Raw genomic sequence first — 14,766 nt, 5'->3', positions numbered from 1 at the left:
TAGCATGAATACCCGCTTTACCATTGAGGAAGAAAACATTGTTGCGATCTACGCCGAGGACAGCCGGGAAACAACGCTTGAAAATATCCTTGCCGCCATGCCCTACATGGACGAGGATATGCGCCAGCTTGCCGCCGCAGCGGTGAACAAGCTGCAAGCCATGACGGACAGCGAGTTTTCCGAAAGGGAGTTTATCTTGACCGACGAGGAATAGCCCATAGAGAACAGGGGCGCGGTTGCCGATTTCCGGCACCGCGCCCCTGTTCTTTTTTTGTCCTTGCGTGGACAATTAGAAAGCCGTTTTTGCGGGTTTGAATATACTTTATCGTCTATGTCGTTTTCATGCGCTGGAAGCCGCAGAAACACAGGCGTTTTCAGCCCTTAACATTCCACTTGCCACCCCATGTTTTGCGCCTTATCGCTCCTGCTCCCGCGCCCTGCTTTGGGACGGGTAAAGAATACTATCGACGTTCTTTTTGACAACGCCGTATTCCTGCATTTGCTTCTTGGCTTGCCGATAATCTTCATACAATTTGGTTTTCCTGTCGTTTAAGCTTCTATACTCCTTGCGCAGCGCGGCGAGATCGGGCAGCTTCTTTATCTGCATTTCCTTTAATGCCCTTGCCGCAGCTTCAAACAGGATAATTTCGCTTTCATGCCCCCGCAGATACTTTTCCTTGTCCGGCGATTTTCGGTATTCATCGTAAATCGGTTTTAACTGTCGGTATGTGGTGGTGTGCTTGATAAGCAGCGACAAATCAGACATACGCTGTTCCACTTCCTTAACCGCCTTTGCCGCCGCGTCATGAGCGGTCATAATATCGGCTATCTTGCTTTCAAGTTCGCTATAATACTCAATCTTGTTTTCGGTTAGGAAGTTCATGCTTTTAGCAGCCTGTTTCAGATTATGGATTTTTGCCCACCGTTCATAGCCCGCCGACTGTTGGGCTTTGATACTGTTTTCAAGATCGACGACAAGCCGGATTTTCTTATCTTCCCGCAGCGTTTTTGTTTTGGCAACATACACGCCCTTGATACGCTCCTTTATCGCTTCTTCCGTATAGGCCGCGCCGAGCGTCTTTGTGCGGGTAAACCGTTCCTGTCCGGCAGCGCGAAAGGAAATGTATTTGCCCTGTTTGATTTCATACCCCATTTCCTGCAAGCGGCGCAGCAGTTCGTCAAAATCTTTCACTTGGGGAATGAGAGTATCTATCGCCGTTTTCAGCTTTGCTTTGTAGCTTGTCCCTTGCTTTTCGGCGGTGTATTCTGCATAGCTTTTTCCCTTGTCCTGTCCCGGTACGACGACGGATAGCCCATGCTCTTTACATATCCTGTCGCTGGTGCGCCGGATAAAGTGATAGCTTTGCTTGTTGGAATGGTACTTTTTGTAGTCAACGAAGCTAACCGCGTTGAAAATCAAGTGATTATGCAGATGGTCTTTATCGACGTGAGTTGTCAAAACAAACTCATACTTGCCGCCTAATACCGCCCCGGCAAGTTCCATGCCGATTTTGTGCGCTTCTTCCGGTGTGGTTTCTCCCACCGCAAAGGATTGTATCAAGTGCCGCCCTAAATGTGTGCCGCGATCTCCGGCAGCTTCCCGCGTCCATGCAAACTCAATATCGGCGGTTTCCAGCCCGCAGCCGAAAGAGGACGCAAGCAGCTTCCCGTCTGTCTTTTCGGGATTTAAGATATAGTCTATCGCAGCCTTTAAGGTTGATTTAATAGGGTGCGTCTTTGTAACCGCCATATCTCGTCCACCGCCTTTTTAATGTCCTCTATATCCTGCCTGTAAACCGTCCCCGTCGCATTGGCGCGTTTTGCAATTTGGTTGATGTTCCGGCTCACCGCTTGCAGTTCCCGGATATATGCTTTTGTGTCGCTTCGGTCAACGACAAGAATATACCCGTCTATCGCCATTTTACGGAAGTATGCCCCATACTGCTTTATGGGAAGCTGCTTCATCTTCTCGTCGATCAGCCGCTTTTCTTCTTCCGTAACGTAAAACTTCATCTGTATATTTCTCTTTCGGTTTTCCATTTCCGCACCGCCTTTCGGTATAAGGGTTTGGGATTATCCCAACAAGCATTTTCCGCAAACGGGTACTCGTTTGCTGTGCTTGCTATCTACTCCATACCCCCACCGAAAGGCGGTATTTGTTGCGCGTTCCTTTGATTTTGGACGCAAAAAAAGATTGCAGCCGCCATGCGCTGCAATCTCCCGATTTCTCATATTGTGAGGTTAATCCTCTGCTTTTTCGACTTCCGTTATCTCCCTTGCTGTTGCGGTTACAATCCGTATGCCTTTATCGCTCATACCGTCCAGCAGCGCGTCAAGCTGCCGCCGCCCGGTGGATTTCTCCGCATTGCTGTTCGGGAAGAAAAATTGATCTACCGAAATATGATACCGGGTTACAAGGTCATAGAATACCTGTAAACTCGGCTGTTGTCCCTTGTTCTCGATATTCGCAAGGTAGCGCGGGGAAATATATAACTCGTCGCTTACCTTTTTGCGGCTCTCGCCGTATTCATTTCTCGCGGCTTTTATAGCTGCCCCGAAAGCCTTAAAGTCGTACAATGGTACGGGTCTTTTTGCCATTTTCATTCACCCTGTTACATTTTACAGTTCACCTTTCTTTTTGGATATGTCCACACAATTCATATCATTAGGTTAAATACTTCCTGTTGTGTATTGACAGTAGACTGATTTTCTGATAAAATAAAATTTATGTAAAAGGAGGCGGCGTTTATGTTGCATAGCATGCGTATTAGATAAGCATTGAAAAAAAGGATTTTCCCATTTTCAACATGGGCTTTTTTGTCATGCTTATTTTGCGGATGCTATACAAAAAACTAACGACGTATAGATATAGTATAGACATAGTGCAAGCTATGCCTTAGTTTTGTTGTACTGCTCTGTGCATTATAAATGCAGGTCAATGCTCATGTTGAGGATTGACCTGCATTTTTTTGTGTAAAAAGGACGAGTGAAATATAATGCTTAAAAAATATTGGATAAAATGTCCGATTTGTAACGGAAAGACGAGAGTTCAAGTATTTCATAATACTGTATTAAAAGATTTTCCTCTTTTCTGCCCTAAATGCAAATTGACGCATATCATTGATGTAGAAAAATTAGAGATTGTAATCAAAAATACAGAAAAACAAACTTTTATTATTTAGAAGAAAGGATATAAAAATGAAACGTTTACCTAAATATACGCCTGCGGAAGTACGGAATGATCCATACGGATTTACTTACAAAGAAATGTCGGAAGTTATTGGCGAGAATGAAGCAAAAGCCTTATATGAAGAATTATATAAGCAATTACCACGCAAAAAAAATCTATCAATGTTGGTAAAAAATATTTGCAAAAGCAGTGATACTGAAAAGTATGTTTACGAACTGAAAGACAACAAATACATTGAAACGGTTTTTATCAAGCGGCGAGATGGTGGAACTGTTTGCGTGAGCACACAAGTCGGTTGTCCTGTTGGTTGTATTTTTTGTGAGTCCGGGCGAAATGGCTTTGTTCGTAATCTAACATCGTCAGAAATCGTACAACAGATTATATTGTTGCGTCGAAAAGTAAACCGTATCGTTTTTATGGGTATGGGAGAGCCTTTATTCAATTATGACAACTTGATAAAAGCAATCCATATTCTCCGAGATAGATATGGGCTCAACTTTCCAACCGACGGCATTACCATATCAACAGTTGGTCCGGTCGATCAATTAAAAAAATTGCGCGAGGAACATCTTAAAATTCAGTTGACAATATCTTTACACGCAGCAACACAATCTGCAAGAAATCGTATTATTCCTCACATGCGCATATATGCTATTGAAGATGTTGTTAAGCAAGCCTTATCCTATTCTGAAAGGCATAATCGCAAAATTGTCTTTGCGTATTTGCTTTTACCGGGTATAAATGACCGGCCCTCAGATGTAAGACAACTTGCAAAATGGTTTCGGGGCAAAAAAGTTATGATTAACGTGTTACAATACAACCCAACAAGCAATTCAAGAATTAAAGCACCACAGAAACGGGAAATAGTTGCATTCAAACATCAATTAGAGCAAGCAGGACTTGAAGTTACTATGAGAGTTTCTCATGGCAGAGAGATTAACGCGGCTTGTGGACAGTTAGCTAACACATATAATAAATTCAAAAAAAAATGATTAAAAGTGCCAGACGCATAGACGCAGAGCCGATAACGCATTAGGTCAAAAAACCTATGTGTTATCGGCTTTTTTATTTAATATTGCGCAAAAGCCGCTGTTCCCTATTATAGAATGGATTGCGGGTAGTGTATTAAAGTCGCCCTTTTTTAAGGATACGGCGGTATCGGGGAGGTATCGCCGTGTCCATTTTTATTTACTGTAACCCGCCTAATGCTTTGCGGTCAAAAAAAGCTATGCTCCGCAAGCGGGATATTCCGGCTATGAATGTGAACTGTCAATACATTTAGCTACTGCTTACATTTCCTTTGCGCCCGTCCGCGTCTTGCGGACGGGCGCATTTTGCTTTTTTCAACTTTTTTCTGAAAAGCGCACTCAAGAGCCATCTCCCGAACGGGTACGGAGCGAAAGGGGCAGAGAGGACAAGCCCTTAACTCCCGTCCTCTACTCCACGCGGGAAGGAGGTGAACTCTATGGAGCTATCTTCTTCCGACAAGGAAAGAATACAACATCAGTACGACGCATTAGCAAAGAAAACTTTGGTCGGCGAAGCGAAAAGCCACCGCCGCACTCTTGCGAAACGCGCAGCACGCGAAGTTACTTTTTCGGATTTGAGCGAAAGCGAACTCGCGCAGCTTTTCACAACGGACGAATACGAAAGCGATTATTTCCGTTTTCAAGTGTCCGGCTTTGATGTACTCGTCAAAAATGAACTGCTTGCCGAAGCCCTTAACGCTTTGCCCGAAAGGAAACGCGACATTATCCTTTTGTCCTACTTCTTGGATATGAGCGACGCGGAAATTGGCGAACTGCTGAATGTTGTACGCACGACGGTTTTCCGGCACAGGAAATCCGCGCTTGCGAAAATCAAACAGTATTTGGAGGGAAAAGCAGATGATGAATACCGTTAGGAAGTCTGAAAATCTGTTGCCGTTCCCTGTCATTTCCGCAGCGGCAAACGGCGACACAACCGCCATGTGCGCGATCTTGAAGCACTACGAGGGTTACATAGCGAAACTTTGTACCCGCACGCTGAAAGACGACGCGGGCAATACCTATTCCTATGTGGACGAGGAAATGCGTAACAGGCTGCAAGTGCGCCTTATTACCCGCACCCTTGCTTTTCATGTAGGATAATCTTTTAGCCCATGCGGGGAGCGTGTCCCCTTTCCACGCTTCCCGTTATGGGCTATTTGTCGTTCCGCAAAAGCATATCCGCTGTTGATGTGCTTTTGCAGGCCGACAAAGCCTATTGTTCTTTGACAAAGAAAGCGGCCTTTGGTGCGCAGCATAACAGGCAAACGGGTACATTCCGTCTGTACCGAGCCAGTCGGCGGGTACGCCATGACAGCTTTTCCCCATAGGGGAAAAGCCGAGCGAGAACTACCGCGCCGTAAAACAGGTTTAGCAGCTTGTGGGCGACGACATACAAGGCGGCACAATGATACTCCCGCGTTGAACACCCTCAAAGTATTGCGCGGCGCACCCATAAGCATGGGCCGGGGTGAAACTCCCGTGAGGTTGCAGCTAACAACCGCCCGTTTTTGCCTTTTGACGAATATAGTTTATCCATACAGGAAAAGGAGGTTTTTCTAATGGATAAAAAACAGACAATTACAACCGAACGCAAAATAGGGAAAATCACCTATCTTGTTCAAGCGTTGCCGAGTGAAAAGGCAACCGATACAATCCATAAAAAGATTGAGAAACTCATTGTAAAGGATTTGCAGAAAAAGCCCGGAAATCCGGGATTTTTAGCGTCCGAGTAGTGCATTAGGCGGCGGGATATGGTATAATGATAGCAACACATTATACCTGTTTATTCGGCTGTCGGAAAGGAGGACTAATGTTACAGTCGAATAAAATCACCGCCCTTTACTGCCGTTTAAGTCAAGAGGATATGCAAGCCGGAGAAAGCGGAAGCATACAGCACCAAAAAATGATACTTCAACGCTATGCGGACGAACACCATTTTTTGAACACAAAGTTTTTTGTGGACGACGGATTTTCCGGCGTGAGTTTTGAGCGCGAGGGGCTGCAAGCGATGTTGCAGGAAGTGGAAGCCGGACGAGTGGCGACGGTCATTACCAAAGACCTTTCCCGTCTTGGCAGAAACTATCTGAAAACGGGCGAACTCATAGAGATTGTATTTCCCGAAAACGGAGTACGCTATATCGCGATCAACGACGGAGTTGACACAGCGCGGGAGGATAACGAGTTTACCCCCTTGCGGAACTGGTTTAACGAGTTTTACGCCCGCGACACAAGCAAGAAAATCCGCGCAGTTAAACAGGCACAGGCGCAAAAAGGCGAGCGCGTCAACGGGGAATATCCATACGGCTATATCCCAGACCCGAACAACCGCCACCACCTTATACCCGACCCGGAAACCGCGCCGATTGTCAAACAGGTTTTCGCTATGTTTGTTAGCGGCGTGCGTATGTGCGAAATCCAAAAATGGCTTGCGGAAAACAAAGTCTTGACGATTGGAGCGTTGCGCTATCAGCGTACAGGACAGGCGCGGTATCAGCGGGCAATGATCGCCCCCTATACTTGGCCGGACAAAACGCTCTATGACATATTAGCAAGGCAGGAATATTTAGGGCATACCATAACCGCGAAAACTCACAAGGTATCCTACAAGTCGAAAAAGACCCGGAAGAACGAAGAAGAACAACGCTATTTCTTCCCAAACACCCATGAGCCGCTTGTTGACGAGGAAACCTTTGAACTTGCGCAAAAGCGGATTGCTACCCGCCACCGCTCGACAAAAGCAGCGGAGATTGATATTTTTTCCGGCTTGCTGTTTTGCGCTGGTTGCAGACATAAGATGTATTACCAACAGGGCGTAAATATCGAGCCGCGCAAGTTTTCCTATTCTTGCGGCGCATGGCGCAACAGGGCAAGGACAGGCAGCGAGTGTACCTCTCATTATATCCGCAAAAACGTACTTCTTGATTTAGTGCTGGAAGATATGCGGCGGGTTTTGCGGTATGTTAAGGAACACGAACAGGACTTTATCTGTAAAGCTACCGAGTACGGCGACATGGAAGCGAGAAAGGCATTAGCGCAGCAGCAAAAGGAACTTTTCAAAGCACAGGCGCGTATGACCGAACTTGACACGCTTTTCCGCAAGCTGTATGAGGACAACGCATTAGGCAGACTGACAGATGAACGGTTTGTGTTTCTAACTTCCGGCTATGAGGACGAAAAGAAATCCCTTGCCGCAAGGATAGACGAGTTACAACAGCAGATCGCAACCGTTACCGAGCGAAAAAGGGATATATCAAGGTTTATTCAGATTGTCGGGAAATACAGCGACATACAGGAATTGACCTATGAAAACGTCCATGAGTTTATCGACCGTATTTTGATACATGAATTAGACCGGGAAACCAACACCCGGAAAATCGAAATCCATTATAGCTTTGTCGGACAGGTTGATACCGAGCAGGAGCCGACGCAAGTTGTCAACCATGACCGCCGCAACATGGTAGATGTAAAAAGTATCGCTATCTAACCCCAGCAAAGTTCGCGCCGGAAAAACCGTCGTCGGTGTACCAGCGCAGATTGGTAAAGCCGTTCTGTTTTGCGTAGGTTTCGAGTATCCTTTTTTGGTTCGATATGGAATTACTCTCGCCTTGCAATTCATCCTCGTGGGACAATCTCGGATAAAGGGCGGTAATGAGGTTTTGGGTGGCTTGTCTTAACATAAAATCCTCCGTTTCCGACAGCCAGCCCCACTATTCCGTGGTTTCATTGTACCACGGAACGGCGGGGGCTGTACAGCGGCAAAAGCGTTAAATTTGCTTCTTTACAGCTTTTCAATTTTCCGATTTTTATGGTATGGGTTGTCGTCCCATATTTGCAGTAGAAAAGTTCATAACTCCGTGGTATACTCTGATTTAACAAAAAAATCAGAAGTTAAAGGAGAAAACATGAAGTATACAATAGATGAATTAACCGCGGCCAAAAGGCAAATTGATTCAACTCTGCACAAGCTAAGAGAAACAGTAAAAACATTTGAATCAAAGGATAATTCCGAGCGTTATAAATCACAAATCACATTGGCAAAGAGAAGAATAAAAGCCTTTGAAATTGCAAATTATTTTATAGAGAATGAGATTAAGAATTGCTAAAGCACTTCCGATTTTCGTTCCAGCGGTCATGCTCCCTGGCATGGCCGCTTTTCCATGCCCCGGTTCACGCCGGATAAGTCGGCTCCTGTGTAGCAGCGGCTTCCGCTTCCAGTACCCGCGCCATTTTGTCGGCGGCTGTGGTTGTGGTGTCTTTCTTGAAATAGCCGGACACGACAAGGACGGAATTGCCCATGCGGATTTCCGTCACACAGTCAGGGCGGCGGGTGGTGCGGGTGTCGTGCTGCTTGTTATCTGCCATAGGCAATACTCCTTTCAGTCGGTAATCAGTTTCTTCATGCTCTCCATTTTCCGCTTGGCGGTTTCCTGCCGGAAGTTGTCGCCGGTAAAGCGTACCGGGACGCACATGGAAAGCAGGCGGTCATAAATCCGGGAATGGGCGGTGTCCTCCGGGTTGTGCAGGTCGTCCAGCGTAAGGTTGGTCGTGACGATCAGCGGCTTGCCGCTGCGGTAACGGCTGTCAATCACATTGAACACCTGTTCCAGCCCGTATTCCGTCCCGCGTTCCATGCCGAAGTCGTCAAGGATCAGCAGCGGATAACGACAAAGGCGGGAAATGTACTCGTTGCGCCCCTCAAAGCTGGCGGCAAGGTCATTGAGGATAAGAGCAAAGTTCGTCATGCGGACGGGGATTTCTTTCTCCATGAGGGCGTTTGCGATACAGCCTGCAAGGTAGCTTTTGCCGGTGCCTACGCCGCCCCAGAACAGGCAGCCGATATTGTCTGTCCGCATATCTTCCCAATGCTCCACATACCGGCGGGCAAGCCCGGTCTGCGGGTTCCTGCCGTTGTCGTTCTCGAAAGTCCAGTCCCGCATGGTGGGGTCGGTAAAGCCCCGGCGTTTCAGTTCTTCCACGGTGTCAAGGTGTCTGCGCCGCTTTTCGGCGGCTTCCCGTTCCTCGCGGGCGGTTCTCTGGCAGTCGCACTCTGCCGGGTGGCGGTCGCGCCCGAAGATAGCGGCCTTATCCGGCGCAAAATAGGCTTCTTTCGGCTTGCGGCACTTGCCGCAGTACAGTAAACCGTCCTCGCCGGTGTAGTCCTCCGGCTCCGGGATGGTGGTCGTCATATTCTCCAAAACCGCGTTGATTTCATTCTTCATAAACTCTCGCCCTCCTTGCATGAGTAGTCTGGTATGCCCTTTTTAGGGGCTTCCTTTTTGTCGTTCCCCGCCCATATCCGCAGGGCGGCGGCATAGTTCTGGTAGCTTTTCCCGTTGGCGGCAAGGTAGCGGCTCATTTCCTCGATGAACCGTTCCAGCCTGTCAGGGTACTCTGCCTGCAACTCGTCGTATTCGGTCTGTGACAGAAAAATATTTCCATATCGGCCATAGGGCGCGGACGGCCCCCCACTCACTCCCTTTGTTTGGCTCTCTGTAAGGTTGTTTATAGTAGTTTGGTTAGGGGACGGTTTTCCGACCATCATAAGGTCGGTTTTCTGACCATCAGTAGGACGGTTTTCCGGCTCTATGAGGGGCGGACTTCCGGCCATCAGTTGGTCTGAAAACTGTACCTGTGGCACTGGCGGTACTTTGACATAAAGCCGGTTCGGTGCGGAGAAGCCGCCCCGTTCCCGTTCCAACAGCCCCGCCGTGTCCAGTTCATTAAGCGCCCCCTTGATGGTGGTGCTGCCTTTATCCAGTATTTCTGCTATCTCCGCGATGGGATAGATAATATAAATCCTGCCCTCGTCGTCCAGCCACTTGTTTTTCTGGGAGAGGGTGGAACGGTCTAACAGCAGCGAATACAGCAGCTTGGCGGTCTGTGAAATCTCCATTTTCAGCAGGAAACGGGGATACGGCAGATAGGCGGGCAGCCGCGTGTCTGCCCTGATATAATCAGCGATAGGATCACCTCCCTGTGTTCGGGTTGATTTTGGCGTATTGTCACGCATTAAAACGCCGTTTCCGGGGGAAAAGGATAAATGTATCGCGTACCCTTTGACACCCACGAAAAAAGCCTTGATTTATGCGGGTTTGAAAGGCTCTAAAGCGTGACATCTCTGCCTTTGTTTCCGCTTTCTCTCGGCGGCTTTGATTTTCTTCATGCGCCCGGCGCAGTCGGGGCAGTATTTTCCCCGGTTGGATTTGGGGACAAAGGCCGCCCCGCAGACGGCACACCGTTTCCGGCTTCCCCGGCACAAGAGGGCTGCGGCCAGCTCCCCGTCAAGGGGCAGGACAGCCACACGGAACCAGTGGCACATGAGGGAAAAGGAAATGCTCTGGACGCACACGCAAGGCTCCCCGTCGTCCAATAGCAGGCAGTTCCCCTCATCGTAGTTACAGCACTCATGTACCAGCCGCCGCGCCCGCCGGTGCTGGCGGTAGTCCATGTGGGGCAGGTTATCGCTCATGGCTCTGCTCCTTTCTGCGGTGCGGCTCGTCCCGGCGCAAAATCTGGTCGATGTTCCGCTTGACGGTCTGCAACTCCTTGAACCGCTGTTTCTGTTCGTGATAGGTGTTATACAGGCCGTCTTTCTCGGAGATAAGCTGCTCGATCTCGGCCTGCAACGCTTTCCGGGCGGGCAGCTTGGTAATGCCATGCGCCTTGAAATACCGGGCTGCTGCGTCGGCTATGATAAAATCGCTCTCATGGGCCTGCCGGTATGCGGCGCGGGCTTTCTCGGATTTCTGTGCCCGCAGCCCGTCGCGGGCGGCCTTGGTCTGGGCGTAGGCCAACACCTGCCGCTGCAACTTCTTTTTCCCTTGCAGCTTCGTTTCCAGTGCTTTCAGTTCGCCGCTGGTCTGGCGCATTTTCTGATAGGCGGTGTCAACGGCGGCTTCTAACTGCTCCGGGGAAGTAAAGCCGTATTGCTGGTAGACGGACAGCGTTTTGGCGGCCTGCTTCAGATTGTGTATCTTCGCCCAGCGTTCATAGCCCCGGCCTTTGCCCTCGGCCATTTTCTGCTCAATGTCCACAAGCCGCTGCACTCCGTCCTGTTTCGGGGCGGCTATCTCGGCTCTGGCAACCTGCAAGCGGTCTTTTATGGTGCGTGGGGGATCGGGGGATCTGGCTGGCGCTTCGGCTGCTCTGGCGGCGTTTTGCTCTAAAACGGCAAAGACAGCGGCGCGGTCAAAATCGTCGCCCAGCTTCCGGGCGGTAATTGGCTTTGTCCTGTCCGGCGTGAGGTAGGAAAGCCGCCCCCGGCTCTCCTTGACGGTCACACCCTCCTGCAGCAACAGAGAGGAAAACTCGTCAAAGCTGGCGGCGGTGGCAAGGGCTTTCCGTAGGGTCTGCCGCAGCTTCTCCTTGTTCGTTTCAAACTTGGTCTGCCGGGGCGTGATACTATCGGCAATCATGGGGGCGTTCTGCTTGTCCAGCGCGGCCTGTCCCTTTTTCTGCGCCCAATACTCCCGGTCGGTGACGCGGTTCTTGCTGCCGTTCAAGAGGTCGATTTGATAAAGCCCCTCCCGGTGGCACATCTCCATGACTTCGGATTTGAAGTAGCGCAGGGCAGCGTCGGTACATCGGTGCTTGCAGCCGACTTTCGTATCGGCCGGCCTGTCCATGTAGGGCAGGAACGGCACTTCCTCAATCCGCAGGCTGTTTATGACGATATGCACATGAATGTTGCCGCTGTGGTTATGCCCGTCCGGGTGGGTGCAGACAAGGGCCTGGTGGCCGGGAAAATGCTCTTTACAGAATTGTTCCCCCAACGCCTGCGCCCGGTCTACGGTCAGGCCGTTGTCCGGCCCGTCCCGCGGGTCAAAGCTGATGATGTAGTGGTGGCTTTTCACATCTTCCCGCCGCTGGTTTTTCTGATAGCGGAGATTGGCCCGCATACACGCAACGGCAAAATCCTCCCCGTCGCAGTTCAGCGTGGACAGCCGGTAGTCCTCGCGGGGGATAAGCCTGCCGGTTTCATCAAGGACGGGCTTCATGGTAAACTCGTCATGCTCAAAGAGAAGATATTGCTCGGCGGCTCCGTAGTCGGCGTTTTTAGAGTTGATATGCTTGAGTGTTGCCAACCGCGTCACCTACTTTCTTGAGGACTTCATACTTGAGGACGGCAAGGTCGGATATGGCGGCGCGTACCTCGCCGGAAAGGGTGTTGTAGGGTACGCCGTATTCGTTCAGATACCGGGCAATCTGATTGAGGTTGCCGCCGATCCTGCCGTACTCGGCTGTCAGCTTCCCGACAGCGGAAAGCAACTCGTCATTGACCGACGACACATGGACAACCGGGCGTATGGTCGCCCGCCGTATCGCCTGCCGGAGAAATTCGGACTGGCTGATACCATAGGGCGCAAGCCGCGCTGTGAAGTCGGCATACTCATCTTCGGACAGCCGGGTTTTCACAACGCGGCTGCGGTGGGGCGTGTTGTATTTCTTTCGCATGGTGTGACCTCCTTTCTCGCCCGTAAGGGCGCATGAGCAGGGTTTGGGGAAGGCACTCCCCAACAAGTTTCCCGCGAGGGGCAAAACTGCAGAATTGCGGATTTTGGCACCGTGGTAGAAACTTGCTCTCCGTGACTGCAAACTTTCTCTCACTTCCGTCCGCCACTTTTTTGGAAAACTGCAACCACAAAAGTTTGTTTCTCTTTTTCTGCTACTACTAATCCTGTAAAGGGCATTCCTGCCCGCTTTCGCTAAAATGACACCGGACGCAGTGGTTTCTACCCGGTGTTGGAGAAATCCTTTCTCTTTGCCCTCTACTACGGGTAAATGCTCCAAATGCCAAACACCAGGGCAGAAAAATTCCCTCCTCGCTTACTACTACAACCGGCAGGGGGCAAAATGGCCGGGAGCGGAGCCGGACAACAAAAAAAGCAGTAAATCTTTTTCAAGACTTACTGCTTTCGCTGGCCGCGTCGGTGGCGGCTGGTATTCAGTTTTTATGACTTGTCCGGTGGTTCGTCAAGCCGGAACTTGAATTGACAGTCAATTAACCGCTGCTTTACATAGTCCTCCACCTCGGCGTTGACCTGCCCGTTCACTTTTGAGAAATAGCGGATATATCCGGCGTAGTGGAGCAGGACAGCGTTCACGGCTTCTGGGTCGCCCTCACGGGCTTTGAGGATTGTTTCATAGGGGAGAAGTCTACTCATACCGGCTCACCCCCATTTCTTCGCGTAGCCGCTGCAAGGCAAGCTGGATATGCCGCCCCGCTGTGCTGCGTGACCGGCCAATACACGCGCCGATCACGCGCTGCGGCTGGCGCAGAAAGTAATAGCGCAGGATTTCTTCCCGCGTCTGCTCCGGCAAAACAGAGATCGCGTCGGCAAGGGCGGCGTTGCAGAGCAGGACGGTCTGACCGCAGACGGTAAATGGGTATTCCTCGTCCGGCTCCGACGCGGCAAACTGGACAAACTTCTCGTTCATCAGATAGTCAAGGGAAACTTGCCGTTCCCATTGCCGTTTAAGCTTCAAAATCTTGTCCAAGGCGGCACAGCGGATAACAGTCTTGCAAAAGGCGTTGTACCTGCGCTGGATATATTCTTGATAGGCTATCTGGTCGGTCATGGAAATTCCCCTTTCTGAATAATAGTGCGGGGCGGTGGCACTTCTTGCTGTCGCCCCTTGATTGCCTACCAGCAAAGGCGGGCGGGGCTGTCAACGGCTGCGCATATGCGCCGTTCATCTTGACCGTTGACTGGCTCGGCTGGGTTTGCTATTTACCCGACAAACTTGAATTTATTTTAAGCTATCACGTTTTACCTTCTTAAGCCTTACTATCATTACCATAGGAATTTCTTTGTTGGTTTTAAAACATTCTTCATAAAATCCATCAATGACAAATCCAGCTCTAAAACAAAGGTTAAAAATATCTTGTATGGAACGATGATAATAAATCTGCTCTTTCGGTTGCCCTTCAATCGCTATATCATAGTAACTGTGCGGTGTCATATATTTTTCAGTCAACGTGACAAAACAAGGGTGTTGCGTTGCAAAGACAAAAATTCCGCTTTCCTGCAACAGTTCATAAACAGCCATAAGAAGTGGTTCAATATCCGTAATATCCATAATTGCCATATTAGAAACTGCTTTCGTAAAGGCTCGATTTCTTTTTAATTCTAATATACTTTTTCTATCGGTCGCATCCGCCACACAAAATTCAATTTGTTTTGCATATTGTGATTGCCGTCTTTTAGCCAATTCTATCATTTTTTTGCTGTAATCAAAAGCGACAACCGAAGCGCCTCTTTGTGCAAGATACGAAGAATAATTTCCATTGCCACACGCAATATCCAAAATGTAATCCGCAGGATTAGGAGATAGAAGTTCCGTTACTTTGGGACGCACTACCTCTCTGTGAAATTCATTAGATTCGTCACCCATTGCATTATCCCAAAATTGTGCGTTCTCCTCCCAGATTTTTTTACTTTCCTCTGTTCCCATGTTCTCTCCCACTCCCCAAATTTGCTTTTTTGCTTCCATTAAATCTTCCTTACTATATTCCATTGTTACCCTCCATAACTTCTGATTGTTGCC

The 14,766-nt window shown here is 49.2% G+C and carries 23 protein-coding genes and 1 pseudogene; 10 read left to right on the top strand and 14 right to left on the bottom strand.

Going from position 1 to position 14,766, the window contains the following annotated elements; translation table 11 throughout:
• Positions 1-4 precede the first annotated feature (4 nt).
• On the top strand, positions 5-214 hold the full coding sequence (locus FND36_11055) for a hypothetical protein (GenBank protein ID QDW74528.1): 210 nt from the start codon (positions 5-7) through the stop codon (positions 212-214).
• Between the two features lie 201 nt (positions 215-415).
• On the opposite strand, the gene FND36_11050 is transcribed toward FND36_11055, so the two are convergent.
• The 3 genes from FND36_11050 to FND36_11040 all read right to left on the bottom strand — a co-directional run bounded on the left by FND36_11050 (position 416) and on the right by FND36_11040 (position 2,598).
• Positions 416-1,750: an endonuclease gene (locus FND36_11050; protein QDW74527.1), complete on the bottom strand. Its 1,335-nt coding sequence runs from the start codon at positions 1,748-1,750 to the stop codon at positions 416-418.
• Positions 1,711-2,040, bottom strand: a complete 330-nt coding sequence (locus tag FND36_11045) for a MobC family plasmid mobilization relaxosome protein (protein ID QDW74526.1) — start codon at positions 2,038-2,040, stop codon at positions 1,711-1,713. Before FND36_11045 ends, FND36_11050 begins: the two co-directional genes overlap by 40 nt.
• Before the next feature lie 201 nt (positions 2,041-2,241).
• The gene (locus tag FND36_11040) at positions 2,242-2,598 is read right to left on the bottom strand and encodes a helix-turn-helix transcriptional regulator (GenBank protein ID QDW74525.1); all 357 of its coding nucleotides are present in this window, start codon (positions 2,596-2,598) and stop codon (positions 2,242-2,244) included.
• Positions 2,599-2,996: 398 nt separating this feature from the next.
• On the opposite strand from FND36_11040, the gene FND36_11035 reads away from it, so the two are divergent.
• The 4 genes from FND36_11035 (at position 2,997) to FND36_11020 (ending at position 5,319) form a co-directional block, all read left to right on the top strand.
• Positions 2,997-3,182, top strand: a complete 186-nt coding sequence (locus FND36_11035) for a conjugal transfer protein (GenBank protein QDW74524.1) — start codon at positions 2,997-2,999, stop codon at positions 3,180-3,182.
• A gap of 16 nt (positions 3,183-3,198) precedes the next feature.
• Complete coding sequence (locus tag FND36_11030; GenBank protein ID QDW74523.1) at positions 3,199-4,182, top strand: 23S rRNA (adenine(2503)-C(2))-methyltransferase RlmN; 984 nt, start codon at positions 3,199-3,201, stop codon at positions 4,180-4,182.
• 473 nt (positions 4,183-4,655) lie between these two features.
• Positions 4,656-5,093 (top strand): sigma-70 family RNA polymerase sigma factor, encoded by a 438-nt coding sequence (locus FND36_11025; protein ID QDW74522.1) that lies wholly within the window; start codon positions 4,656-4,658, stop codon positions 5,091-5,093.
• The gene (locus FND36_11020) at positions 5,077-5,319 is read left to right on the top strand and encodes a helix-turn-helix domain-containing protein (GenBank protein ID QDW74521.1); all 243 of its coding nucleotides are present in this window, start codon (positions 5,077-5,079) and stop codon (positions 5,317-5,319) included. The genes FND36_11025 and FND36_11020 overlap by 17 nt, the downstream gene beginning before the upstream one ends.
• Here the strand turns inward: FND36_11020 and FND36_11015 are convergent.
• Positions 5,307-5,528 carry a hypothetical protein gene (locus FND36_11015; GenBank protein QDW74520.1) on the bottom strand — a complete coding sequence of 74 codons (222 nt, stop codon included), beginning with the start codon at positions 5,526-5,528 and terminating at the stop codon, positions 5,307-5,309. The genes FND36_11020 and FND36_11015 overlap by 13 nt on opposite strands.
• Before the next feature lie 249 nt (positions 5,529-5,777).
• On the opposite strand from FND36_11015, the gene FND36_11010 reads away from it, so the two are divergent.
• On the top strand, positions 5,778-5,951 hold the full coding sequence (locus FND36_11010; protein ID QDW74519.1) for a hypothetical protein: 174 nt from the start codon (positions 5,778-5,780) through the stop codon (positions 5,949-5,951).
• Between the two features lie 77 nt (positions 5,952-6,028).
• The gene (locus FND36_11005) at positions 6,029-7,702 is read left to right on the top strand and encodes a DUF4368 domain-containing protein (GenBank protein QDW74518.1); all 1,674 of its coding nucleotides are present in this window, start codon (positions 6,029-6,031) and stop codon (positions 7,700-7,702) included.
• Here FND36_11005 and FND36_11000 read toward each other — a convergent pair.
• Positions 7,695-7,895, bottom strand: a complete 201-nt coding sequence (locus FND36_11000; protein ID QDW74517.1) for a recombinase — start codon at positions 7,893-7,895, stop codon at positions 7,695-7,697. The genes FND36_11005 and FND36_11000 overlap by 8 nt on opposite strands.
• A 225-nt stretch (positions 7,896-8,120) precedes the next feature.
• Between FND36_11000 and FND36_10995 the strand changes: the two genes are divergently transcribed.
• Positions 8,121-8,321, top strand: a complete 201-nt coding sequence (locus tag FND36_10995; protein QDW74516.1) for a hypothetical protein — start codon at positions 8,121-8,123, stop codon at positions 8,319-8,321.
• Between the two features lie 64 nt (positions 8,322-8,385).
• On the opposite strand, the gene FND36_10990 is transcribed toward FND36_10995, so the two are convergent.
• The 6 genes from FND36_10990 to mobC all read right to left on the bottom strand — a co-directional run bounded on the left by FND36_10990 (position 8,386) and on the right by mobC (position 12,672).
• On the bottom strand, positions 8,386-8,580 hold the full coding sequence (locus FND36_10990) for a hypothetical protein (GenBank protein ID QDW74515.1): 195 nt from the start codon (positions 8,578-8,580) through the stop codon (positions 8,386-8,388).
• Between the two features lie 14 nt (positions 8,581-8,594).
• On the bottom strand, positions 8,595-9,437 hold the full coding sequence (locus tag FND36_10985; protein ID QDW75613.1) for an ATP-binding protein: 843 nt from the start codon (positions 9,435-9,437) through the stop codon (positions 8,595-8,597).
• Entirely contained in the window at positions 9,434-10,228 is a 795-nt protein-coding gene (locus tag FND36_10980) for a replication initiator protein A (GenBank protein ID QDW74514.1), read from the bottom strand. Before FND36_10980 ends, FND36_10985 begins: the two co-directional genes overlap by 4 nt.
• 72 nt (positions 10,229-10,300) lie before the next feature.
• Positions 10,301-10,687, bottom strand: coding sequence for a hypothetical protein (locus tag FND36_10975; protein ID QDW74513.1), 387 nt, complete (start codon positions 10,685-10,687; stop codon positions 10,301-10,303).
• Positions 10,677-12,302: a relaxase gene (locus FND36_10970; GenBank protein ID QDW74512.1), complete on the bottom strand. Its 1,626-nt coding sequence runs from the start codon at positions 12,300-12,302 to the stop codon at positions 10,677-10,679. The genes FND36_10975 and FND36_10970 overlap by 11 nt, the downstream gene beginning before the upstream one ends.
• Positions 12,274-12,672: a plasmid mobilization relaxosome protein MobC gene (gene mobC / locus FND36_10965; protein QDW74511.1), complete on the bottom strand. Its 399-nt coding sequence runs from the start codon at positions 12,670-12,672 to the stop codon at positions 12,274-12,276. Before mobC ends, FND36_10970 begins: the two co-directional genes overlap by 29 nt.
• Positions 12,673-12,928: 256 nt before the next feature.
• Between mobC and FND36_10960 the strand changes: the two genes are divergently transcribed.
• Entirely contained in the window at positions 12,929-13,207 is a 279-nt protein-coding gene (locus FND36_10960; GenBank protein ID QDW74510.1) for a hypothetical protein, read from the top strand.
• Here the strand turns inward: FND36_10960 and FND36_10955 are convergent.
• Together FND36_10955 and FND36_10950 are read right to left on the bottom strand one after the other, a co-directional pair.
• Positions 13,170-13,382: a helix-turn-helix domain-containing protein gene (locus tag FND36_10955; GenBank protein ID QDW74509.1), complete on the bottom strand. Its 213-nt coding sequence runs from the start codon at positions 13,380-13,382 to the stop codon at positions 13,170-13,172. The genes FND36_10960 and FND36_10955 overlap by 38 nt on opposite strands.
• Positions 13,375-13,797, bottom strand: coding sequence for a sigma-70 family RNA polymerase sigma factor (locus tag FND36_10950; GenBank protein ID QDW74508.1), 423 nt, complete (start codon positions 13,795-13,797; stop codon positions 13,375-13,377). Before FND36_10950 ends, FND36_10955 begins: the two co-directional genes overlap by 8 nt.
• A 21-nt stretch (positions 13,798-13,818) precedes the next feature.
• Here FND36_10950 and FND36_10945 point away from each other — a divergent pair.
• Positions 13,819-14,000: pseudogene (locus tag FND36_10945) on the top strand (hypothetical protein).
• Here FND36_10945 and FND36_10940 read toward each other — a convergent pair.
• Positions 13,969-14,736: a class I SAM-dependent methyltransferase gene (locus FND36_10940; GenBank protein QDW74507.1), complete on the bottom strand. Its 768-nt coding sequence runs from the start codon at positions 14,734-14,736 to the stop codon at positions 13,969-13,971. The pseudogene FND36_10945 and the gene FND36_10940 overlap by 32 nt on opposite strands.
• Between the last annotated feature and the right edge of the window lie 30 nt (positions 14,737-14,766).

The sequence above is a fragment of the Lachnospiraceae bacterium KGMB03038 genome (genome assembly GCA_007361935.1).
Taxonomy (GTDB): domain Bacteria; phylum Bacillota; class Clostridia; order Lachnospirales; family Lachnospiraceae; genus Massilistercora.
This window is presented reverse-complemented; position numbering and strand designations above follow the sequence as displayed.

Excerpts from the sequence above, each read along its gene's own strand:
- FND36_11050 (QDW74527.1), bottom strand. The coding sequence starts at position 1,750 with ATGGCGGTTACAAAGACGCACCCTATTAAATCAACCTTAAAGGCTGCG.
- FND36_11020 (QDW74521.1), top strand. The coding sequence starts at position 5,077 with ATGATGAATACCGTTAGGAAGTCTGAAAATCTGTTGCCGTTCCCTGTC.
- FND36_10980 (QDW74514.1), bottom strand. The coding sequence starts at position 10,228 with ATGCGTGACAATACGCCAAAATCAACCCGAACACAGGGAGGTGATCCT.
- FND36_11055 (QDW74528.1), top strand. The coding sequence starts at position 5 with ATGAATACCCGCTTTACCATTGAGGAAGAAAACATTGTTGCGATCTAC.
- FND36_11025 (QDW74522.1), top strand. The coding sequence starts at position 4,656 with ATGGAGCTATCTTCTTCCGACAAGGAAAGAATACAACATCAGTACGAC.
- FND36_10975 (QDW74513.1), bottom strand. The coding sequence starts at position 10,687 with ATGAGCGATAACCTGCCCCACATGGACTACCGCCAGCACCGGCGGGCG.
- FND36_11015 (QDW74520.1), bottom strand. The coding sequence starts at position 5,528 with ATGGCGTACCCGCCGACTGGCTCGGTACAGACGGAATGTACCCGTTTG.
- FND36_10960 (QDW74510.1), top strand. The coding sequence starts at position 12,929 with ATGACACCGGACGCAGTGGTTTCTACCCGGTGTTGGAGAAATCCTTTC.
- FND36_11000 (QDW74517.1), bottom strand. The coding sequence starts at position 7,895 with ATGTTAAGACAAGCCACCCAAAACCTCATTACCGCCCTTTATCCGAGA.
- FND36_11040 (QDW74525.1), bottom strand. The coding sequence starts at position 2,598 with ATGGCAAAAAGACCCGTACCATTGTACGACTTTAAGGCTTTCGGGGCA.
- FND36_11030 (QDW74523.1), top strand. The coding sequence starts at position 3,199 with ATGAAACGTTTACCTAAATATACGCCTGCGGAAGTACGGAATGATCCA.
- FND36_10985 (QDW75613.1), bottom strand. The coding sequence starts at position 9,437 with ATGAAGAATGAAATCAACGCGGTTTTGGAGAATATGACGACCACCATC.
- FND36_11045 (QDW74526.1), bottom strand. The coding sequence starts at position 2,040 with ATGGAAAACCGAAAGAGAAATATACAGATGAAGTTTTACGTTACGGAA.
- FND36_11035 (QDW74524.1), top strand. The coding sequence starts at position 2,997 with ATGCTTAAAAAATATTGGATAAAATGTCCGATTTGTAACGGAAAGACG.
- FND36_11005 (QDW74518.1), top strand. The coding sequence starts at position 6,029 with ATGTTACAGTCGAATAAAATCACCGCCCTTTACTGCCGTTTAAGTCAA.
- FND36_10990 (QDW74515.1), bottom strand. The coding sequence starts at position 8,580 with ATGGCAGATAACAAGCAGCACGACACCCGCACCACCCGCCGCCCTGAC.
- FND36_11010 (QDW74519.1), top strand. The coding sequence starts at position 5,778 with ATGGATAAAAAACAGACAATTACAACCGAACGCAAAATAGGGAAAATC.
- mobC (QDW74511.1), bottom strand. The coding sequence starts at position 12,672 with ATGCGAAAGAAATACAACACGCCCCACCGCAGCCGCGTTGTGAAAACC.
- FND36_10950 (QDW74508.1), bottom strand. The coding sequence starts at position 13,797 with ATGACCGACCAGATAGCCTATCAAGAATATATCCAGCGCAGGTACAAC.
- FND36_10955 (QDW74509.1), bottom strand. The coding sequence starts at position 13,382 with ATGAGTAGACTTCTCCCCTATGAAACAATCCTCAAAGCCCGTGAGGGC.
- FND36_10995 (QDW74516.1), top strand. The coding sequence starts at position 8,121 with ATGAAGTATACAATAGATGAATTAACCGCGGCCAAAAGGCAAATTGAT.
- FND36_10940 (QDW74507.1), bottom strand. The coding sequence starts at position 14,736 with ATGGAATATAGTAAGGAAGATTTAATGGAAGCAAAAAAGCAAATTTGG.